General features: G+C 41.0%; 20 protein-coding genes. 16 read left to right on the top strand and 4 right to left on the bottom strand.

Features of this window, described 5'->3' with window-relative positions:
• Together KQP79_RS01095 and KQP79_RS01090 are read left to right on the top strand one after the other, a co-directional pair.
• Positions 1–3,342, top strand: coding sequence for a glycoside hydrolase family 2 TIM barrel-domain containing protein (locus tag KQP79_RS01095; RefSeq protein WP_008775473.1), 3,342 nt, complete (start codon positions 1–3; stop codon positions 3,340–3,342).
• Between the two features lie 30 nt (positions 3,343–3,372).
• Positions 3,373–4,461, top strand: a complete 1,089-nt coding sequence (locus KQP79_RS01090; protein WP_004301757.1) for a phosphotransferase enzyme family protein — start codon at positions 3,373–3,375, stop codon at positions 4,459–4,461.
• On the opposite strand, the gene KQP79_RS01085 is transcribed toward KQP79_RS01090, so the two are convergent.
• The 3 genes from KQP79_RS01085 to truA are packed head-to-tail and all read right to left on the bottom strand — an operon-like array spanning position 4,453 to position 6,883.
• A complete protein-coding gene (locus tag KQP79_RS01085) occupies positions 4,453–5,103 on the bottom strand; it encodes a DUF3256 family protein (RefSeq protein ID WP_004304571.1) in 651 nt (216 codons plus the stop codon). The two genes, KQP79_RS01090 and KQP79_RS01085, sit on opposite strands and share 9 nt — an antisense overlap.
• Before the next feature lie 44 nt (positions 5,104–5,147).
• Positions 5,148–6,050, bottom strand: a complete 903-nt coding sequence (locus tag KQP79_RS01080) for a DMT family transporter (RefSeq protein ID WP_004301754.1) — start codon at positions 6,048–6,050, stop codon at positions 5,148–5,150.
• A gap of 29 nt (positions 6,051–6,079) precedes the next feature.
• The gene (gene truA, locus KQP79_RS01075; RefSeq protein ID WP_004320895.1) at positions 6,080–6,883 is read right to left on the bottom strand and encodes a tRNA pseudouridine(38-40) synthase TruA; all 804 of its coding nucleotides are present in this window, start codon (positions 6,881–6,883) and stop codon (positions 6,080–6,082) included.
• A gap of 129 nt (positions 6,884–7,012) precedes the next feature.
• Here truA and KQP79_RS01070 point away from each other — a divergent pair, with 129 nt between their 5' ends.
• Both KQP79_RS01070 and KQP79_RS01065 read left to right on the top strand, forming a co-directional pair.
• The gene (locus KQP79_RS01070; RefSeq protein WP_004301750.1) at positions 7,013–7,510 is read left to right on the top strand and encodes a hypothetical protein; all 498 of its coding nucleotides are present in this window, start codon (positions 7,013–7,015) and stop codon (positions 7,508–7,510) included.
• 20 nt (positions 7,511–7,530) lie between these two features.
• A complete protein-coding gene (locus KQP79_RS01065; RefSeq protein ID WP_004301748.1) occupies positions 7,531–9,183 on the top strand; it encodes a flotillin family protein in 1,653 nt (550 codons plus the stop codon).
• 629 nt (positions 9,184–9,812) lie between these two features.
• Here the strand turns inward: KQP79_RS01065 and KQP79_RS01060 are convergent.
• Positions 9,813–10,250: a DUF6078 family protein gene (locus KQP79_RS01060; RefSeq protein WP_004304549.1), complete on the bottom strand. Its 438-nt coding sequence runs from the start codon at positions 10,248–10,250 to the stop codon at positions 9,813–9,815.
• A 191-nt stretch (positions 10,251–10,441) separates the two neighbouring features.
• On the opposite strand from KQP79_RS01060, the gene KQP79_RS01055 reads away from it, so the two are divergent.
• The 12 genes from KQP79_RS01055 (at position 10,442) to KQP79_RS01000 (ending at position 21,734) form a co-directional block, all read left to right on the top strand.
• Entirely contained in the window at positions 10,442–11,302 is an 861-nt protein-coding gene (locus tag KQP79_RS01055; protein WP_004308557.1) for a hypothetical protein, read from the top strand.
• 84 nt (positions 11,303–11,386) lie between these two features.
• On the top strand, positions 11,387–12,064 hold the full coding sequence (locus tag KQP79_RS01050; protein ID WP_004301742.1) for a DUF5715 family protein: 678 nt from the start codon (positions 11,387–11,389) through the stop codon (positions 12,062–12,064).
• A 101-nt stretch (positions 12,065–12,165) separates the two neighbouring features.
• Positions 12,166–13,182, top strand: coding sequence for a PhoH family protein (locus tag KQP79_RS01045; RefSeq protein ID WP_004301740.1), 1,017 nt, complete (start codon positions 12,166–12,168; stop codon positions 13,180–13,182).
• Between the two features lie 71 nt (positions 13,183–13,253).
• On the top strand, positions 13,254–14,198 hold the full coding sequence (locus tag KQP79_RS01040; protein WP_004301731.1) for a phosphoribosylaminoimidazolesuccinocarboxamide synthase: 945 nt from the start codon (positions 13,254–13,256) through the stop codon (positions 14,196–14,198).
• Between the two features lie 162 nt (positions 14,199–14,360).
• Positions 14,361–15,098 (top strand): bifunctional demethylmenaquinone methyltransferase/2-methoxy-6-polyprenyl-1,4-benzoquinol methylase UbiE, encoded by a 738-nt coding sequence (gene ubiE / locus KQP79_RS01035; protein ID WP_004308553.1) that lies wholly within the window; start codon positions 14,361–14,363, stop codon positions 15,096–15,098.
• A 17-nt stretch (positions 15,099–15,115) separates the two neighbouring features.
• A complete protein-coding gene (locus KQP79_RS01030) occupies positions 15,116–16,144 on the top strand; it encodes a hypothetical protein (protein WP_004308551.1) in 1,029 nt (342 codons plus the stop codon).
• Between the two features lie 6 nt (positions 16,145–16,150).
• Complete coding sequence (locus tag KQP79_RS01025) at positions 16,151–16,897, top strand: shikimate dehydrogenase family protein (protein ID WP_004304542.1); 747 nt, start codon at positions 16,151–16,153, stop codon at positions 16,895–16,897.
• 18 nt (positions 16,898–16,915) lie between these two features.
• The gene (locus KQP79_RS01020; protein WP_004301723.1) at positions 16,916–17,866 is read left to right on the top strand and encodes an alpha/beta hydrolase; all 951 of its coding nucleotides are present in this window, start codon (positions 16,916–16,918) and stop codon (positions 17,864–17,866) included.
• 72 nt (positions 17,867–17,938) lie between these two features.
• Entirely contained in the window at positions 17,939–18,886 is a 948-nt protein-coding gene (locus tag KQP79_RS01015) for a TPM domain-containing protein (RefSeq protein ID WP_195455756.1), read from the top strand.
• Between the two features lie 48 nt (positions 18,887–18,934).
• Positions 18,935–19,516, top strand: a complete 582-nt coding sequence (locus tag KQP79_RS01010; protein WP_004304537.1) for a LemA family protein — start codon at positions 18,935–18,937, stop codon at positions 19,514–19,516.
• A gap of 69 nt (positions 19,517–19,585) precedes the next feature.
• Positions 19,586–19,930, top strand: a complete 345-nt coding sequence (locus KQP79_RS01005) for a hypothetical protein (protein ID WP_130060920.1) — start codon at positions 19,586–19,588, stop codon at positions 19,928–19,930.
• Positions 19,931–19,964: 34 nt separating this feature from the next.
• The gene (locus KQP79_RS01000) at positions 19,965–21,734 is read left to right on the top strand and encodes a TIR domain-containing protein (RefSeq protein WP_004308543.1); all 1,770 of its coding nucleotides are present in this window, start codon (positions 19,965–19,967) and stop codon (positions 21,732–21,734) included.
• Positions 21,735–21,850: the final 116 nt, after the last annotated feature.

The raw sequence follows: 21,850 nt of genomic DNA, 5'->3' as shown, positions 1-21,850 counted from the left end.
ATGGGAATATTTTCCCTGACAACACTTAGTACAATGGCTGAGAAAGCCGTGAAACCTTATTGGCAGGACGTGCAGGTAGTTGAAGTTAACAAAGAGTATCCACGTACTTCTTTTATGACATACAACAATCGCGCTGATGCCTTGAGTGGCAAGTTCGAACGAAGCAAGTATTACCGCTTGCTGAACGGAACCTGGAAATTCTACTTTGTAGACTCTTATAAAAAACTTCCCGAAAACATTACCGATCCGAACACCAATACAGATTCGTGGGATGATATTCAGGTGCCCGGCAACTGGGAAGTACAAGGACACGGAATAGCCATCTACACCAATCATGGTTATGAATTCAAACCGCGCAATCCACAACCTCCTACTCTTCCCGAAGCCAATCCGGTAGGAGTTTATCGCCGGGACATCGATATTCCGGCAGACTGGGACGGGCGGGATATCTACTTGCATTTGGCAGGAGCTAAGTCCGGCGTATATGTATATATCAACGGACAAGAAGTAGGATATAGCGAAGACTCCAAGAATCCGGCAGAATTTCTTATCAACAATTACGTGAAGCCGGGAAAGAACGTACTTACAGTTAAAATCTTCCGTTGGAGCACCGGTTCCTATCTTGAATGTCAAGACTTCTGGCGTATGAGTGGTATTGAACGCGATGTTTTTCTGTATTCACAGCCTAAAGCAGCTCTCAAAGATTTCCGAATTAAGTCTACGCTGGACGACAGTTACAAAAATGGAATCTTCGGTTTAAATGTCGATTTGAGAAATCACGAAAAGGCTGCAACTAATCTTATATTAGTTTATGAACTATTAGATGCACAAGGAAAAGTTGTAGCTACTGAAGAGAAGACAGCCTATATTCCATCGAACGAAGTACGTACACTTTCTTTCGATAAGAATCTGACAGATGTCAGCACATGGACCTCCGAACATCCGAATCTATACAAACTGTTGATGACAGTAAAAGAGAATGGCAAAATCAATGAAATCATTCCTTTCAATGTAGGATTCCGCCGGATTGAGATCAAGCCTATCGAACAGAAGGCTGCTAACGGAAAACCGTATGTCTGCTTATTCATCAACGGTCAGCCTCTGAAACTGAAAGGGGTAAATATCCACGAACATAATCCGTCAACAGGTCATTATGTTACAGAGGATTTAATGCGCCGTGACTTCGAACTGATGAAACAACATAACTTAAACAGTGTACGCCTTTGCCACTATCCGCAAGACCGCCGTTTCTATGAGCTTTGTGATGAATACGGACTTTATGTATATGATGAAGCCAACGTGGAAAGCCACGGAATGTATTATGATCTCCGGAAAGGCGGTTCACTGGGTAACAATCCCGAATGGCTGAAACCGCACATGGATCGTACCATCAATATGTTTGAACGTAATAAGAATTATCCGAGCGTTACATTCTGGTCGCTGGGAAATGAAGCCGGAAACGGATATAATTTCTATCAGACTTATTTGTGGTTGAAAGAGGCAGACAAAGATCTGATGGATCGTCCGGTCAACTACGAACGTGCTCAATGGGAATGGAACTCCGATATGTATGTTCCGCAATATCCGGGTGCCGACTGGCTGGAAAATATCGGAAAGAATGGTAGCGACCGTCCTGTAGCTCCTTCGGAGTATGCACATGCCATGGGAAACTCCACGGGAAACCTGTGGGGACAATGGCAGGCAATTTACAAATATCCGAATCTCCAAGGTGGATATATCTGGGACTGGGTAGACCAAGGTCTTCTCCAAAAAGATAAGAATGGAAGAGAATACTGGGCCTACGGAGGTGACTTCGGCGTAGACGCACCTAGCGATGGTAACTTCCTCTGCAACGGTCTTGTCAATCCGGATCGTGGTCCGCATCCGGCAATGGCTGAAGTGAAATATGTACATCAGAATGTAGGTTTTGAAGCAGTAGATGCCGCAGCCGGTATATTCAAAATCACCAACCGTTTCTATTTCACTAACCTGAAAAAATATCAGATTCACTACAATGTACTTGCTAACGGAAAGACAATAAAAGGTGGAAAAGTATCTTTGGATATTGCTCCGCAAGCCTCTAAAGAATTCACCGTACCGGTAAATGGTCTGAAAGCCCAACCGGGAACAGAATATTTTGTCAACTTCAGTGTAACAACCACAGAGCCTGAACCGTTGATTCCAACCGGATATGAAATTGCATACGACCAGTTCCAACTTCCTATCCAGGCAGAGAAGAGTATATATAAAGCAAACGGTCCGGCATTGAAAACAACGATTCAAGGAGATGAATTAATCGTTTCTTCCTCCAAAGTAAACTTTGTATTCAACAAGAATAGCGGATTAGTAACCTCGTATAAAGTAGATGGTACAGAATATTTCAAAGACGGATTTGGTATTCAGCCTAACTTCTGGCGTGCTCCTAATGATAATGACTATGGTAACAGCACTCCTAAACGTTTGCAGGTATGGAAACAATCAAGCAAAAACTTCCGCATAACGGATGCCACCATGACAGCAGAAGATAAAGCAGTCTCCTTAAATGTAACCTACTTACTGGCTGCCGGCAACTTGTATGTTGTCACTTACAAAATCTATCCGAACGGAATAGTTAACGTAAATGCCAAATTCACATCAACGGATATGCAGCCTACAGAAACAGAAGTTTCCGAAGCTACCCGCATGGCTACATTTACTCCCGGAAGTGATGCTGCCCGCAAGGCTGCCTCCAAACTGGAAGTCCCCCGTATCGGTGTGCGTTTCCGCTTGCCGGCACAGATGAACAATGTACAATACTTTGGCCGTGGTCCGGAAGAGAATTATATCGACCGCAATCACGGAACGCTCGTTGGCGTATATAAGACAACAGCGGATCAAATGTACTTCAACTATGTGCGTCCACAGGAAAACGGACATCACACTGATACCCGTTGGATCGCTTTATCTCCTAATAAAGGAAACGGCCTGGTGTTGGTAGCGGACAGTCTTATCGGTTTCAATGCCTTGCGCAACTCTATCGAAGACTTTGACTCTGAAGAAGCTCTGCCCCACCCTTACCAATGGAATAACTTCAGCCCGGAAGAGGTTGCCAATCACGACGAGAACGCTGCCCGCAACGTATTACGGAGAATGCATCATGTCAACGACATCACTCCCAGAGATTTCGTTGAGGTTTGTGTAGATATGAAGCAACAAGGAGTAGGCGGATATGACAGTTGGGGTGCTCGCCCGGAACCTTTCCACCAGATCCCGGCTAACCGTGATTACCAGTGGGGCTTCACATTAGTACCCGTTCGCTCGGCTAACCAGGCCAACGAAGCTGCTAAATATGATTATCGATAACCTTAGTATAAATTTTTAAAGAAAAAAAACATGAAAGATTTATCTAGCATCGTAGCTAAATTTAAAGTCCAAGGTACGATAGAAGAAATCAAACCTTTGGGTGCAGGACTTATCAACGACACTTATAAAGTAAACACCAAAGAAGCAGATGCTCCCGACTATGTTTTGCAACGCATCAATCATGCCATTTTCCAGAATGTAGAAATGCTTCAATCCAATATTAGCGCTGTTACCAATCACATTCGCAAGAAACTGACGGAAGCCGGAGAATCGGATATAGACCGCAAGGTGTTGAGTTTCCTCGAAACAGAAGAAGGTAAAACATACTGGTTTGACGGTGACAGTTATTGGCGTGTGATGGTATTCATCCCACGTGCAAAAACGTATGAGACGGTAAATCCCGAATATTCCAATTATGCAGGAGAAGCCTTCGGTAACTTCCAGGCTATGCTGGCCGATATTCCGGAAACATTGGGTGAAACCATACCCGATTTCCACAACATGGAGTTCCGTCTCAAACAACTACGTGAAGCCGTTGCGAAGGATGCTGCCGGACGGGTAGCAGAAGTGAAGTACTATCTGGATGAAATAGAGAAACGCGCAGATGAAATGTGTAAGGCTGAACGTTTATATCGTGAAGGGAAACTTCCCAAACGCGTTTGCCATTGCGATACGAAAGTGAATAACATGATGTTCGACGAGGATGGTAAAGTGCTTTGTGTCATTGATCTGGATACGGTAATGCCTAGCTTTATATTCTCCGATTATGGTGACTTCTTACGTACAGGTGCCAACACAGGTGATGAAGACGACAAAGACCTTGATCGTGTAAACTTCAATATGGAAATATTCAAAGCATTTACCAAGGGCTATCTGAAAGGAGCCAAATCATTCCTGACTCAGATCGAGATTGAGAATCTTCCTTATGCGGCGGCTTTATTCCCATACATGCAGTGTGTACGGTTCCTGGCAGATTATATCAACGGAGATACTTATTATAAAATCAAATATCCGGAACATAACCTCGTTCGCACCAAAGCACAATTCAAATTACTTCAAAGTGTGGAAGCAAACACACCGGAAATGATAGCGTTCATCAACGAATGCTTATTAAATTGAGAATGCTCCATTTTTCCAATGGTAGACTACAGGGCGGCGGAGAAACGGTTTCAGTTTCTCTGCTGTTTCTTTTGACATATAGTCGGGGGTTGTTAACGTAAGTGTCAGTTCCGTATTTTCTTTATTAAAATCGGCTTTCATCAATAGCATATCTGCCGAACGGCGTGCTTCATCAAACTCATAAACTCCTGCTGAATCGGGAGCATTCAGAAAATCATCCATCAGGGGCAGGGTAATAAAGAGAGATGTTGTAAGCGGTTTCCAGTCGTCCGTATAGAAATGGATGCTGCTATCACAGGCAGGAGCACAAACAGTAGAGACTGTACAGATTACGTTCGTTGAATCATTTAATGCCAACACTTTCATCTGCCAGGTCGATTGAGCTGACATTTGCATACGGATATAGTCTTTGCTAAGATCAGTCATCTCCGACTTCTTGCCAAAACGGTTTTCTACTTGCGCTTTCATCTTACTTTCCAGAAAGTCTATGCAATCTTCACGATTCACTTTTGTAAGCAAGGGGCTTAGAGAATCCGGCATATTCACAAACAACGTTTTGGCCTCTTGTGCCTGAAGAGCAGTCGAAACAAAAAGTCCGACAGCAGAGAAGAATATAGTAATAACAAGTTTATTTATTTTCATATCTATCTTATTTAACCTATGACAAACAGTCTTGTGTAACTGTTTTAACTTTTAGACCCCAAATATAAGAATATCATTCCGATTAACACCAGTATAAGGTCAATCGCTTTGCTTTTTAAATTCTTTTCACGGAAGAAAAGCGCACCGAAAGTAAAAGAAACAACCACACTTCCCCGACGGACCATCGAAACGATAGAAATCATCGAATCATCGTAACTTAATGCGTAAAAGTAAACAAAATCGGCAGCAGAAAGGAAAATGGAGATCAGGATAATCGTCCAATCCCAGCGGAACGGAGTAGTGGACTTTCTTTTAGGCCACCAAAGCAACAACAGGATAGGACACATGATAAACACCTGATAAACATTATACCAGGATTGCACCAACATCGGATTCAGAGACTTCATCAGATATTTATCATACAAACCACTGATAGCACCTGTAATGGCAGCCAGTACAATAAAAAAGATCCATTTGTTATGCTTAAAATCAATTCCTTCTTTCTTTCCCGAACGGCTCAACATAAAGAAAGAGGCAATGGCCAGCATCACACCAATCCATTGATAGAGATTCAATCGTTCACCGAATACCAGCATAGCTCCCACGAGCACCATCACCGGACGGGTGGCATTGATAGGTCCTACAATGGTTATGGGCAAATGTTTCATTCCGAAATATCCGAATATCCACGAAGACAATACGATGAACGACTTGATGATAATATATTTATGCTGTTCCCAACCAGCAACGGGAACATTGAATATTGTTCCTCCCAACAAGTCCGGTTGATAAACGGATATCAGGATAAACGGTAGAAAGATGAGACTGGAAAAGAATGTATTTAGAAACAAAACAGGAAGTACTGCATTATCTTTCAACGATTTCTTCTTGAATACATCATAAAAGCCCAGCAAAGTAGCCGAGAGGAATGCTAATAATAACCACATGAGAATATTTATTATTTACTAATTACCAATTATAAGTTATCAGCGACAGACGGTTCGCCAGTTATAGATGATTGCTGGTCATCACATTCAAATATACTTTCCGGGTATTCCACGTTGACCAGAAACAGGGCTTGCCCCGGAGCAGATGTCCCGGCTTTGCAACGGTCCTGCTGTTCTATAATCCGCCGGAAACCTTCAACAGTCAGTTTCCCGCGTCCCACTTCAATGAGCGTGCCTACAATGGCTCGCACCATATTCCGCAAGAAACGGTCGGCACGAATGGTAAACACCCAGGTAGCATCTTCTTCCTGCGTCCATTCTGCATGAGTGATATGACAAATATTGGTCTTTACATCCGTATGAAGTTTACTGAAACTCGTAAAATCGTTGTACTCGAAAAGGATACGCGCTGCTTCGTTCATGCGTTCATAATTCAACTGGTTATAAAGACGCCAGCGATATTGCCTGTTAAAAGGATATTTCGATGTCGTCACATAATATTTATAAGTTCGCGCAGTCGCATCAAAACGGGCATGGGTATCCGGCCGAACCCGGCAAACACGATAAATGGAAATATCGGGAGGTAGCAGACGATTTAATTTATCAGTAACAGAAGTAGTATCCAACAGTTCATCGGAATCAAAATGAGCAACCATCAGAGAGGCATGCACTCCCGCATCCGTCCGGCCTGCTCCTATTACTTCAATTTCGCGACGCAGAAAGGTAGACAATGCCTTCATCAGACATTCCTGCACACTAATCCCATTCGGTTGAATCTGCCAACCGTGATAGTTGGTTCCGTCGTAAGCCAAATAAATAAAATACCTTTGCACGCTAATTCCTCTTTTTTAGGGTTTTCGCGCGCAAAAGTAGTCATTTTATCTCATTTATCTTTGTATAATTCGCATAAACCTGTATATTTGGAGAACAAAATAATCATGATTCACTAATACCTCACAATTATGAGTAGTACCATTTTCCTTATTATTGCCCTTGTGACAACAGGAATATTTGTAATCCAATTCGTTCTATCCATCTTTTTCGGAGACATAGATGCAGATGTAGACGTAGATGCTGACATCAGTAGCGTAGTTTCTTTTAAAGGACTAACTCATTTTGGAATCGGATTCGGCTGGTACATGTATTTAGCGGGAAACACTGAAATTCAAAGTTATGTCATCGGAATTCTGGTGGGTCTTTTCTTTGTTCTCGCTGTGTGGTTTCTCTATAAGAAAGCTTATCAACTGCAACAAGTGAATCATTCTGAACAGACAGATCAACTTGTGGGACGAGAATGTACCATCTACTTCAAGCAAAGCGACAGCAAATATACTGTACAGACCACCCGGGACGGAGCCATGCGTGAAGTAGACGTCATCTCCGAATCCGGAAAAACATACCAGACTGGAGACCGAACAATCATCACCAGTTACAAAGACGGAACACTGTTCATTCAATAACTATTCAAATACATAATTTTATGACACAAGAAATGTTGATAATGGCTGCTATATTAGTGGCAGTCATTTTGCTTACCTTCATTGGTATCCTTTCCCGTTACCGCAAATGTAAGAGTGACGAGGTACTCGTCGTATATGGTAAAACGGGAGGAGATAAAAAGTCGGCAAAACTATACCACGGTGGTGCAGCCTTCGTATGGCCTATTATTCAAGGCTACGAATTCCTGTCCATGAAACCCATGCAGATCGAATGTAAACTGACCGGTGCGCTATCCGCTCAGAATATTCGTGTAGATGTGCCGACTACAATCACCGTAGCCATCAGCACAGATCCCGAAGTGATGCAGAATGCCGCAGAACGTATGCTGGGTCTGACGATGGATGACAAGCAGAACTTAATTACTGATGTTGTATATGGTCAGATGCGTATGGTGATCGCCGATATGACTATCGAAGAATTAAATTCTGACCGGGATAAGTTCCTGGCTAAAGTGAAAGATAATATTGATACTGAACTTCGCAAATTCGGTTTGTATCTGATGAACATCAACATCAGTGATATTCGCGACGCTGCCAACTACATTGTCAACTTAGGTAAGGAAGCTGAAAGTAAAGCACTGAACGAGGCACAGGCTAACATCGAAGAACAGGAAAAGCTGGGTGCTATCAAAATTGCCAATCAAATAAAGGAGCGTGAAACGAAAGTAGCAGAAACCCGCAAAGATCAGGATATTGCTATTGCAGAAACCAAAAAACTACAGGAAATCTCCGTTGCAAATGCAGATAAGGACAGAATCTCACAAGTAGCCATTGCCAATGCAGAAAAAGAATCACAAGTAGCAAAGGCTGAAGCCGAAAAGAATATCCGTATCGAGCAGGCAAATACAGAAAAAGAAAGCCGTGTTGCCGAACTAAACTCGGATATGGAAATCAAACAGGCGGAAGCTGCCAAGAAAGCTGCTATCGGACGAAATGACGCACAGAAAGAGGTAGCACTTTCCAATGCTGAACTAGCTGTAACACAAGCTAATGCCGATAAGCAAGCAGGTGAAGCTACCGCAAAATCGGAAGCTGCCGTACAAACTGCACGCGAAATTGCGCAAAAGGAAGTGGAAGAAGCTAAGGCACGGAAAGTGGAATCTTCATTGAAGGCTGAAAAGATTGTTCCTGCGGAAATCGCCAGACAGGAAGCTATCCTGCAAGCAAATGCCATCGCTGAAAAGATTACCCGCGAAGCGGAAGCACGCGCAAAGGCTACTTTAGCACAAGCCGAAGCGGAAGCAAAAGCTATCCAATTGAAACTGGAAGCAGAAGCGGAAGGTAAGAAGAAATCATTACTTGCGGAAGCAGAAGGTTTCGAAGCAATGGTAAGAGCAGCTGAATCGAATCCAGCTATCGCTATCCAATATAAGATGGTAGACCAGTGGAAGGAAATCGCCGGCGAACAGGTGAAGGCGTTCGAACACATGAACCTAGGAAATATCACTGTATTCGACGGAGGAAACGGTGGAACTAGCAATTTCCTGAACACATTAGTAAAGACAGTAGCTCCGAGCCTTGGCGTATTGGACAAGCTTCCTATCGGTGAAACAGTGAAGGGTATTATCAATCCGGAAAGCAAAACGGAGGAAAAGCCTGCAACAAAAGCTGACGAGAAAAAAGATAAGAAATAGTTGTAATCCAACATAATATACGCTGATGAGAAAAGCATGATTACTTGTTCTCATCAGCGTTTGTTTTTTATATATAACTCGAATAAATCTTCTTTGAACATTCCGGATTTATTACGTTCTTTATGTTACATAAAATATGTAACACAAAATATGTAATAAGTCGTGAAGCCATATCGCTCATTCTTTGTATACAATTACAATAATCCCGGAATGTCGCGCCACTAGAAATGATTTTGCAAAATCATTTCTCATATTCTCATAATCCATAGAATAATTACCTGTAATTCAAAGCAATAGCACTATGAGAAATACTTTTCAAAAAGCTGTTTCTCATAATATTTTGCCTGAAATGTCATAAAAAACCGGTATTTCTCATACTTTCATCATGCATTTCTCATACCGGGACTGCTATATAATACCTACATAATAAATGTCAACCCAACCCGAAGATAAGAAAAAAGGCAGTCAACTATTATCAGGGTATTACAGTCCCCGGTAGTCCCATATATTATGGGAAAAGATTCCCTAGCTGGAGGGAATTTATTCCCTTATTTTGCGGGAATAAATTCCCATAATATAAAAGAATACTTTCCCACAATATGTGAGACTACCGGAACTAACGGATATACTTACCCAAGATCATAGTATTCTATATATTCGTCAAATTGAGGCGTTTCTGTAACTCCCCGCCTGCGGAAAAGTCCCTGTATGTATTCCTGCTCCTTCGGTTTAATCAGCCGCTCCTTGTTGCAACAACGGTAATAGATCGTTTTGCCAAAGTAGGCTATCATCTGTCGTTTGATAACGGTGGCATCAGCAAGCGGCACCCGATCCAGCAAATGTTTCATACCCCGTGCAAACAACACCGGCTTTTCATCAATAAAGTAAGTGCAGTCTACACCATCGGAAGTGACATGTTCGGGATTAATAACCATTACAGCAGCCCGCTCTTTCGGCATTCGGAGAGTTACTTGTCGCCGCAAACATTTGTCCGCACGCAAACAATGTCCATTCAAGCAATGAGCGAAGCTAACGGGCATAGAATTGTAATCGAAATCTGTTTTCATGTGTGTTATGTTTAGTGGGAAAGTGGCCTATTTTTATAAACCGCTACAAATGTATGAAAATAGCTGGAGGACAGGAAATAAATACACTATTTACTCCAACATATCGATAAAATCTTTATATTTGCCTCCAACGTCAACACAGGAACTTATAAGACTATATCTCTCCTGCAAAACTATAAAACAAAATAATCATGAAAACAAAACATTTACTTGGAGCACTACTGTCATTCCTCTGTACAATTATCTTTTTTAGCTGTGGCAATAATAATGAAGAAAAGATATATCCTTTATCCTTTGAAAAAGAGTATTACGAACAACCTTTATTAAGAGCAACAGATATTACCATTAGAGGTGGAAACAGAGACTATACCGTGACTGTAGAAGAAACTGATATTTTAAGCATCGATGTAGATTTATCCAGCTCAATAGGAATGGGAAGTTTAAAAGTTACCCCCAAAAAGAAAGGAGAAACAAAGGTGAAAGTAAAAGATAATATCACCAACGAAATAGTTGAATTAAAAATTAAAATTATAGACAGTTATTTGGCATACGCAATAAAAGAAAGTAATCATCCGGCACTGTCCAATGGCACTGTGGTCTATTTGATTAACAATGAATCTAAAGATTGCTATTTCTTCCGATATAGCGACTCCAAAAACGAACTATCCCAAAATCCGATAGCCAAAGGAACATACGATTTTTCAGTCAAATTAGAAAATGGTTTCGGCAACTCATCTCCTACATACGCCATACCTTATTTAACATTAAATTATGCATCTGACGAACAAGGAAATTTCACGGATGCATCAACCCCTCCCACCCCTCACAAATTAAGATTTGAACTATTTGATGGAGTTACAAGTGTAAATGCAGTTATCAATCTTATACAAAGATATTTAAAGATAGATTGGGAGCAACTTATTAACAAGGCTCTTACTAGAAGTGATTATTTAATAATACCAACGCTGAAGACAACAATAGATAACACGGATTATACCATTATAGGCACTCTTGATACCCGTCCGGAAATACCGGAAAATATTTTAGAGTGACCCGTAAAAGATATGAGGCGGAAAATAATGCAAAACATAGAACGTATGAAAAAATAGCGTATATTTGCGGGCAAAAAATACAAAATGACTACTTACAAGCTTCGCATATTACCGCTATTTTTACTTGTTATTGGGCTTACAACGCTTACTTCAAGCTGCAAAAAGAAAGACATGTCACTGAAATTGAACAAGCCGCACAATATTCGTGGCGTTGTCAGTTACAAACGTTCTTTCCCTGATTTGAACGATGCACATCTGGAAGTCGCTAAAAAGATAGGTATTAGCCCGCTGGCAGACCGAGAGGAAGCGGAAGCAATGAAAGAAAAGTTGACTCATATCACTGATAATGAATTTTATGCAGTGGATTCATTGACACATTCCATTCCCTACCTCGTTCCACGTGCCAGCGCATTGCTCGATACAATCGGCTCCAACTTTCTCGATTCATTGGCTGCCAAAGGGCTGAATCCCAATCAGGTAATCATCACCTCCGTACTACGTACTGAAAACGATGTGAAACGTCTCCGCCGTCGCAATGGAAATGCCTCCGCCAACTCGGCACATTGTTTCGGGGCTACTTTTGATGTTAGTTGGAAACGTTTTAAGAAAGTGGAAGATAAAGACGGTCGCCCTATGCAGGACGTGAGTGCCGACACACTGAAACTTGTTCTATCCGAAGTTTTAAGAGATCTACGACAAGCTGAAAAATGCTATATCAAATACGAACTGAAGCAAGGTTGTTTCCATATTACTGCCCGATGAACGGAAGATGAATGTAAATTGCAGTAAAATTCACCTCCAAACAATCAGAGAATCCAAAACGTTTCATTAAATTTGCAGAAATTTTTCTTTAATACAACTTAATGATAGAGAAGCTGATTGTTCTTGAGGACATTGATCCGGTTATTTTTTACGGCGTAAACAACGCCAACATACAGTTAATTAAAGCTTTATATCCAAAGCTACGCATAGTTGCCCGAGGCAATGTCATCAAAGTGCTGGGCGACGAGGAAGAAATGTGTGCCTTCGAAGAAAATATCACCAAACTTGAAAAGTACTGCGCCGAATATAATTCACTGAAAGAAGAAGTTATCATTGACATTATAAAAGGAAATGCGCCGCAAGCAGAACAGACAGGAAACGTGATTGTGTTCAGTGTCACAGGAAAACCTATCATCCCCCGAAGTGAAAACCAGTTGAAACTGGTAGAAGGATTCGCCAAGAATGATATGGTATTTGCCATCGGTCCGGCAGGTTCGGGAAAGACATACACCGCTATCGCCCTCGCCGTACGTGCATTGAAGAATAAAGAAATCAAAAAAATCATCCTTAGCCGCCCCGCCGTAGAAGCCGGAGAAAAGCTCGGTTTCCTGCCCGGCGACATGAAAGATAAGATCGACCCATACCTGCAACCTTTATACGATGCCCTGCAAGATATGATACCTGCTGCCAAGTTAAAGGAATACATGGAATTGAACATTATCCAGATTGCCCCGTTAGCCTTTATGCGCGGACGCACGCTGAATGATGCGGTCGTCATTTTGGACGAAGCCCAGAATACTACCACACAGCAAATCAAAATGTTCCTCACCCGTATGGGTATGAACACCAAAATGATTGTGACGGGAGACATGACACAGATTGACCTCCCCGCTTCACAAACATCGGGATTGGTGCAAGCTCTCCGCATCTTAAAGGGAGTGAAAGGTATCAGTTTTGTTGAACTGAATAAAAAAGATATCGTACGCCATAAACTGGTGGAACGTATCGTGGATGCTTACGAAAAATTCGACAAAGAAGCGAAAGCCGAACGGGAGAAACGGAAAAACGAACAACTGGTTATCAACGGCGAACGTCCGGTGAAACTGGCCAAAGACTAATCGTCTTTAGATTCGAAATCCTATTGCGACTTGTTATTTGTAACTTGTAATTTGTAATTATAATAAAGACAATGAAAGCATTAACAAAAACAGATTTCAACTTTCCGGGACAGAAAAGCGTGTACCACGGAAAAGTGCGCGATGTGTACAACATCAACGGCGAAAAACTCGTCATGGTAGCAACCGACCGTATTTCGGCCTTTGACGTAGTACTTCCTGAAGGTATTCCTTACAAAGGACAAATGCTGAACCAGATTGCAGCTAAATTCCTCGATGCCACTACTGACATCTGTCCGAACTGGAAAATGGCTACTCCGGACCCAATGGTAACGGTAGGCGTATTGTGTGAAGGTTTTCCGGTAGAAATGATTGTACGCGGTTACCTGTGTGGTAGCGCATGGCGTACTTACAAAAGCGGCGTACGCGAAATTTGCGGCGTGAAGTTGCCGGACGGAATGCGCGAAAACCAGAAATTCCCGGAACCCATCGTTACTCCGACTACGAAAGCTGAAATGGGATTGCACGACGAAGACATCTCTAAAGAAGAAATCCTAAAACAAGGACTGGCTACTCCGGAAGAGTATGAAATTCTCGAAAAATATACATTAGCCCTTTTCAAACGCGGTACTGAAATCGCAGCAGAGCGCGGACTGATCCTCGTAGATACAAAATACGAATTCGGTAAGCACAATGGCACTATCTACCTAATGGACGAAATCCACACTCCGGATTCAAGCCGCTATTTCTACTCTGAAGGTTATCAGGAACGTTTCGAAAAAGGCGAACCGCAGAAACAACTTTCTAAAGAATTCGTTCGCGAATGGTTGATGGAAAACGGCTTCCAAGGCAAAGACGGTCAGAAAGTACCGGAAATGACTCCGGCTATCGTACAAAGTATCAGTGACCGCTACATCGAATTGTTCGAAAACATCACCGGTGAGAAATTCGTGAAAGAAGATACTAGCAATATCGCTGAACGTATATTCAAAAACGTCGAAACTTTTTTGAACAGCTGATAAGCGATAAATGACAGATAATAAATGATAGTTGATAGATGATAAATGATAGTTAATATGCAGCTTATCGCATATAACTATTAACTCTGTCATCTTCCAACTATCATTTATCAACTATCTTCTTCAACTATCAACTATCATTTATCAACTATCAACTAAAAAATGGATTACCCGCAACAACATATCAAGCCTTACGACGAAGAAGGAAAAAAGACCGAGCAAGTGGAACGTATGTTCGACAACATCGCACATGCCTACGACAAGCTGAACCATACCTTATCTTTAGGTATCGACCGCAGCTGGCGCAAAAAAGCTATTGCCTGGTTACACCCTTTTCAACCGCAGCGAATGATGGATGTAGCGACCGGTACAGGGGATTTTGCCATCCTCGCCTGCCGCAAACTGCAACCTGCCGAACTAATCGGCACGGACATCTCGGAAGGTATGATGAATGTGGGACGTGAAAAAGTAAAAAAGGAAGGACTGTCGGATAAAATATCTTTTGCCCGGGAGGACTGCACTTCACTCTCTTTTGCCGACAATGATTTTGACGCTATTACTGTAGCTTTCGGTATCCGCAACTTCGAAGACCTCGACAAAGGGCTCTCCGAGATGTGCCGCGTACTGAAACCGGGCGGTCATCTTGTTATTCTGGAACTTACCACTCCGGACCGCTTCCCGATGAAACAACTGTTTTCCATCTACTCTAAAGTCGTCATTCCATTATTGGGTAAGCTTCTATCCAAAGATAACAGTGCCTACCGCTATCTGCCGGACACCATCAAAGTATTTCCTCAAGGGGAAGTCATGAAAGGAGTCATCGCCCGAGCCGGTTTTAGCGAAGTCAACTTCAAACGGCTGACCTTTGGTATCTGCACTCTTTATACCGCAACCAAATAACCTAATAATGTAACCTTATGAAAACAACAAAATCAATTGGACTATTTCTACTCTGCATTTTTTGTTGTATCAATTTCACCTCTTGTGATCCGGCAAACAATGGAGGAGATGACCTAATATGGGATTTTGCTCCCATAGTTCTTTACATTTCAGTACAGGATGCTCAAGGCAATGACTTACTGAATCCACTCACCAAAGGCTCTATCGCCAATCAAGGAATAAAAGCGATCTACAAAGGGGAGACTTACGAAAAAGATGCTCCGCTAAACGAACGCACCAGAGCTTATATGGCCTATTTCACAGGTCTGCAAACAGGAGTAAGCAAAGACGGAAAATATTATCTGACTTTCGGGGAATTCAATGGCGATCATACATTCGATAATGAGAAAGTAGAAATAGACTGGAATGACGGAAAAGAACCATCTGTCATCACTTTTTCCAGTAAACTGACCTGGAAATCAAAGAAAGAACCCGTATTCGACCGGAAATTCTGCCTGAACGGACAAGAAATTGACCAGAAACAAGGTTTAGTAATTACCAGCCCCCCCTCTCAATCTGAACAGAAATTCGATATCGTTGCCGTAGAATATGGCATAGATGTAGAAACGGACGAAATTAAAGAAAAAATAAAAGCCGATTTAGAGAGTAAATCTCCCTATACCAATGGAGAATCATACAGTATATCTATTCAGGAAAAGAACTCCGGTACATATACATTACTCAATTCTGATGGCTTTCCTATAACAAAAAAGGAATTCGCAATCGAAGAAGCAGAAGCTCATGGTATGTATGGAATAACGACTGAAATAGCCAAAACTTGCAGACTTATTCCTCCTGACGACCAAATATACAACCATATAAAATTGAAATTAGGCATTGACGGCGAGAAGTCATCTAACACTTTCAATATCTTTATCGGCCGCCCTTATAATTTCTGGATATACGAAGATTTGACGGAATACTATAAAGACAAATACCCTGACGGTAAAGTAAAAGAAATAGTACGTCTTCTAAAAAGTAAACCCAATAACCCAACTAAGCAATAAATGATTATGGAAAAATATGGTTTAATCGGCTACCCTCTGCGACATTCTTTTTCTATCGGATACTTTAATGAGAAATTCAAATCCGAAGGTATCAATGCAGAGTATGTGAATTTTGAAATTCCCAGCATTAATAACTTCATGGAAGTTATCGAAGAGAATCCCAATTTATGCGGGCTTAATGTGACTATCCCCTACAAAGAACAAGTGATTCCTTTTTTGGATGAACTCGACCGTGATACCGCAAAGATAGGTGCTGTGAATGTCATTAAAATCATCCGCCAGCAGAAAGGGAAAGTCAAACTGGTTGGCTACAACTCCGACATCATCGGATTTACTCAATCCATTCAACCTTTATTGCAGCCTCATCACCAAAAAGCATTGATTCTGGGTACCGGCGGAGCTTCCAAAGCCGTCTACCACGGGCTGAAAAACCTGGGTATTGAAAGTATATTCGTATCACGCACCCACAAAGCCGATGATATGCTGACTTATGAGGAACTGACTCCCGAAATTATGGCAGAATATACAATCATCGTCAACTGTACTCCCGTAGGTATGTTTCCTAAGGTAGATTTCTGCCCTAATATTCCTTATGAGCTACTGACTCCAAACCATTTGCTCTATGATTTGTTATATAATCCGAATGTTACGCTGTTCATGAAAAAAGGAGAAGCACAAGGGGCTGTTGTTAAAAACGGTCTGGAAATGCTGCTGCTCCAGGCATTTGCCGCATGGGAGATATGGCATAAATAAGGATTAGAGAGAGTTTTTATGAGGAGAAAAGTTGTATATAGCATCATTATTATCATGCTGGCATTGACCGGCTGCACCATCGGAGGAAGTTTTTATATGTTAAACTTTTCATTGACTCCGAATGCCAAGATTTTGTCTAAAGATGCTGACTCTTATCCCTTCATGTATAGAAACTACCCTTTCCTACGTCCATGGGTGGACAGCCTGAAACAAGTGGATGCACTGAAAGATACATTCATCATCAATCCGCACGGAATACAACTTCATGCGTATTATGTTGCTGCTCCCCAACCCACCAGTAAGACAGCAGTCATTGTGCATGGACATACAGATAATGCTATCCGTATGTTTATGATTGGTTATCTGTATAATCGAGATTTAGGATATAACATATTACTTCCCGACCTGCAACATCAGGGAGAAAGTGAAGGCCCAGCCATCCAGATGGGATGGAAAGACCGTTGGGACGTATTGCAATGGATGAACATTGCCAATGAGATTTTCGGAGATAGTACACAAATGGTTGTACACGGCATTTCAATGGGAGGTGCGACAACCATGATGGTGTCCGGTGAGGAACAGAAACCATTTGTTAAATGCTTTGTGGAAGATTGCGGCTACACCAGTGTATGGGACGAATTCTCACATGAGCTTAAAGCTAGTTTCCACCTTCCCCCTTTTCCACTCATGTATACCACAAGCTGGCTTTGCGAGAAGAAATATGGATGGAATTTTAAAGAGGCTTCCTCACTGAAACAAGTAGCCAAATCACAGCTTCCGATGCTGTTTATTCACGGGGATAAAGACACGTATGTGCCTACCTGGATGGTATATTCGCTCTACGAAGCCAAACCGGGACCCAAAGAACTATGGATTGTTCCAGGAGCGGCTCATGCAGTTTCATACAAAGAGAATAAACAGGAATACACCGACCGAGTCCGTGCATTCGTCGGGCGATACATTCATTAAACCTATTATAACAAGGAGTTTTAGATTCATAACAGAAAAAGTTTCTATATTTGCAAACGTAAAATAATCGTTATGAAATCAATATTGACTTTTATACTAGCTACTTTTCTTCTGTTCCCACTACAAGCTCAAGAGAAAGTATACACGGTGGACAACCTCCCAAAAGTTCACCTGCAAAACAAAATGCAATATGTTTGCAACCCGGCCGGCATACTTTCACAGGCAGCTTGTGACAGTATAGACTCCATGCTTTATGCCTTGGAACAACAAACAGGAATTGAAACGGTGGTTGCCGTAGTTCCATCAATCGGAGAAGAAGATTGTTTCAACTTCTGCCATCAGTTACTTAATAAATGGGGTGTAGGGAAGAAAGATAAAAATAACGGATTGGTTATTTTGTTGGTTACAGATCAACGTTGTATCCAGTTTTATACCGGTTATGGTTTGGAAGGAGTGCTCCCCGATGCGATCTGTAAAAGGATTCAAACCAGATATATGATTCCTTACCTGAAAGACGGAAATTGGGATGCCGGAATGGTGGCCGGCCTAAAAGCGACTTGTCAGCGGCTTGACGGTTCTATGGAAAATGATGCTCTCTCCGATTCGAACAGCGGTGGTTCTTTTGATTTTGTTCTTGCCATTCTTTGTTTTATTGCTATTGGCGGAGGTCTTGCTTTCTTTTCGGCACGCAAACAAAGCCGTTGTCCGAATTGTGGTAAACATCAATTACAGAGAAGCGGAAGTGCTGTCGTATCCCGAATTAACGGGGTGAAAACCGAGGATGTTACCTATACATGTAGAAACTGCGGACATACCATCATACGCCGCCAACAAAGTTATGATAATGATTACCACCACCGGGGAGGTGGCGGAGGTGGTCCATTTATTGGAGGCTTCGGCGGAGGTAGTTTCGGAGGCGGAGGCGGTTTCGGTGGAGGCAGCTTTGGCGGAGGCAGCTTTGGCGGAGGCAGCTTTGGCGGAGGAATGGGCGGTGGCGGCGGCGCCGGTTCTCGTTTCTAAAGAAAATAAGTAGAAAACAAATTATCAAATTCAATAAAAACAAGAAACATGAAGAAGTCAATTATTATCATCTTAGCCGTTGTGGCTATCCTTGTCATATGGGCAGTAAGTGTATATAACGGTCTGGTTACTATGGACGAGAATGTAAGTGGTCAATGGGCAAATGTAGAAACTCAATACCAACGTCGTGCCGACTTGATTCCTAATCTGGTAAACACCGTGAAAGGATATGCAACACATGAGAAGGAAACATTGGAAGGAGTTGTTGCCGCACGTAGCCAAGCAACTCAAATTAAAGTGGACGCTGCCGATCTGACACCAGAAAAGTTGGCGCAATACCAAAAGGCACAAGGTGCTGTAACATCAGCACTGGGCAAGTTATTAGCTATTACCGAGAATTATCCGGACTTAAAAGCTAATCAAAACTTCCTGGAATTACAGGCTCAACTGGAAGGAACTGAAAACCGTATCAATGTAGCGCGCAAAAATTTCAATGATGCTGCACAGGCTTATAACACCAATATCCGCCGTTTCCCCAAAAATATCTTTGCAGGAATGTTCGGCTTTGATAAGAAAGCATATTTTGAAGCAGAAGAAGGAAGTGAGAAGGCTCCGAAGGTAGAATTCTAAAAAGAGGCTAAATCGATCTTTATATTTTACATTTAGAGATACTTAGCAATATAAATAAATCTTTAGCTGGTGGGAAAAGAAGAAACTTTCCCACTATTTTTATTTATATCCACCTCACATTTTACAAAAGATGGCCCAGATAAGCATGGTTTTCTAATAGAAAAGTACATTTATTTTCCATTTAATCACAAATGTCATTTTACAGCATTAAATCATTATATTCGTGATGCAATCTTAAAGCATTCGCTTGGAAATAATCAAGTATCTGTTTCAATAGAGAATCAATTAATTATCAAATTTTCAACAACTATTTTAAGTACTAATATCGAACACTACTTTATGTCGTCTTTTTTTTCACAAAATATTTCTTTGTTATTCTTTATTCCACTCAAAAAGAGTATATTCGCACTATAAATCAGAGGTCACATTTTAGTAAATACAATATAACATGAAATACAAATACGATGTTTTTATAAGCTATTCACGCAGAGATTACGTTGATGAAAACTACAATGTAATACCTGGTAATGCCATAGCGGAAATCCAAAATGTATTCGATGAAAATGGTATTACCTACTGGTTCGATAAAGACGGAATTTACAGTGGACAAGAGTTCATTGAAATTATCACAGGCGCAATAGCTGAATCTAAGATGCTCATATTTATATCCTCCAAACATTCAAATGAATCGATATGGACTGCGGGCGAAATATTCGAAGCTTTGGATGGAGAAAAAGCAATCATTCCTGTAAAAATAGATAATTGCCAGTACAACAAAAAATTTAAACTTCTGATACGTCCATTAGATTATATCGATTATCAAGAAAATCCCCAAAATGCATTAAAAGATTTGCTCCGTGCCATTAATAAAGTCAAAGAAGATATTGCCCAAAAACAACGGGAAGAAGAAAAGCTTAGACAAGAGAAAGAGGCTGAAGCAAAGAAGGAAAAGATAAAAGAAGAAATCAGCATTTTGGCAAAAGACTGTCAACGTTTGACTTTACAACAAATAGATGTAGTCAACCAAATATTTGAAAAACAAACATATATAGGAAATACAACCAAGATATGCCCTATATGTGATAAGGAAGTGTCAATATCTTCTAATTTTTGCAGCAGATGTGGTTGGACTTTTCCTATATTATACTACATTGATGGAAATGACACTTATCAATTGGATGAGAAACAATTGTCTGTAGCGCGAACCAATTGGCGTAGTATAAATATGGTGAGCGAACTGCAGACCATAAAAAGTAATTTAGAAATCGAAAATCAACGATTGCAACGTTCTCTTTTGCAGGCTACCGAAGATTGCAATAGTATGAATGAGAATTTAAAAAAGAATGAATCTGCCATACAAAAAGCTAAGATTGAAATCAAGCAGATGCAAATCCTAAATAAAGAATCAGATTCTCGAATCAAAGAATTAGAGTTTTCCATAATAGAAAGCACAAGAGAAAATGAAAAAATAAAAAATGATTTACGCGATAAAGAGAAGCGTTTATTGTGTTCTATAGAAGAAAACAAACAATTACAAAAACGCCTGTCCGATGAACAAACTAAAGCTAGAAAAGTACAGAAAGAATATGAGGATCTTTTAGCAGAGCAAAAAGTCAAAACACAACCTCAATCAAAGCCTATCGTACCCAAACAAGAAGCGCCTTCTGTCAACAGATCTACAAATATGGCATCAGGAAATTCGTCTGTAGTAAATTCAAATAAAAACAAAGCATTCAAGAACAAGAATGATGTATTTGGATTGGTTCGAAGTTTATGTACAGGATCTTTAATAACTCTTGACACCAATATCATCACTGCAGGTTTACGTATATATCCTTTAATTCAAATCTTAGATAAAGATTATGAATTAACATATAGTGAGAAAGCAATCAGTAATCTATTTACCATAGGAAATCTTGTTAATGCAATATGGGAAAGAAAGACTTCTATAATTCCCAATACACTTCCGCCAGCTCAAAAGAAGAGAAAGTTCAGTTCTAAAAATGATGTATTCAATTTCGTTCGCCCTTTCTGCAAGGGAAAACTAATAACACTTAATACAGGTTTCTATGTTGCAGAAATTCAGTATGCTGATTTAAGAAAAGCATTGCTTGAAAAGTACAATATAAACATCAGTGAATATAGTTTAAGGTGCCATGCCACAGTCGGAAAACTGATTGATTCAATCTGGAGTGAACATATAAAATATGCATTATAATCTTGGCTTTACACGCATAGCCGTATGATAATCGAAAGTTTACTCCGGAATTTACCTGACTGTTTTTCTAGGCTGTACCAAAAAAAAGCTGTACTTTTGCAGCCGTATACAATATA

Source organism: Bacteroides sp. DH3716P (assembly GCF_025914115.1).
Lineage (GTDB): Bacteria > Bacteroidota > Bacteroidia > Bacteroidales > Bacteroidaceae > Bacteroides > Bacteroides ovatus.
This window is presented reverse-complemented; position numbering and strand designations above follow the sequence as displayed.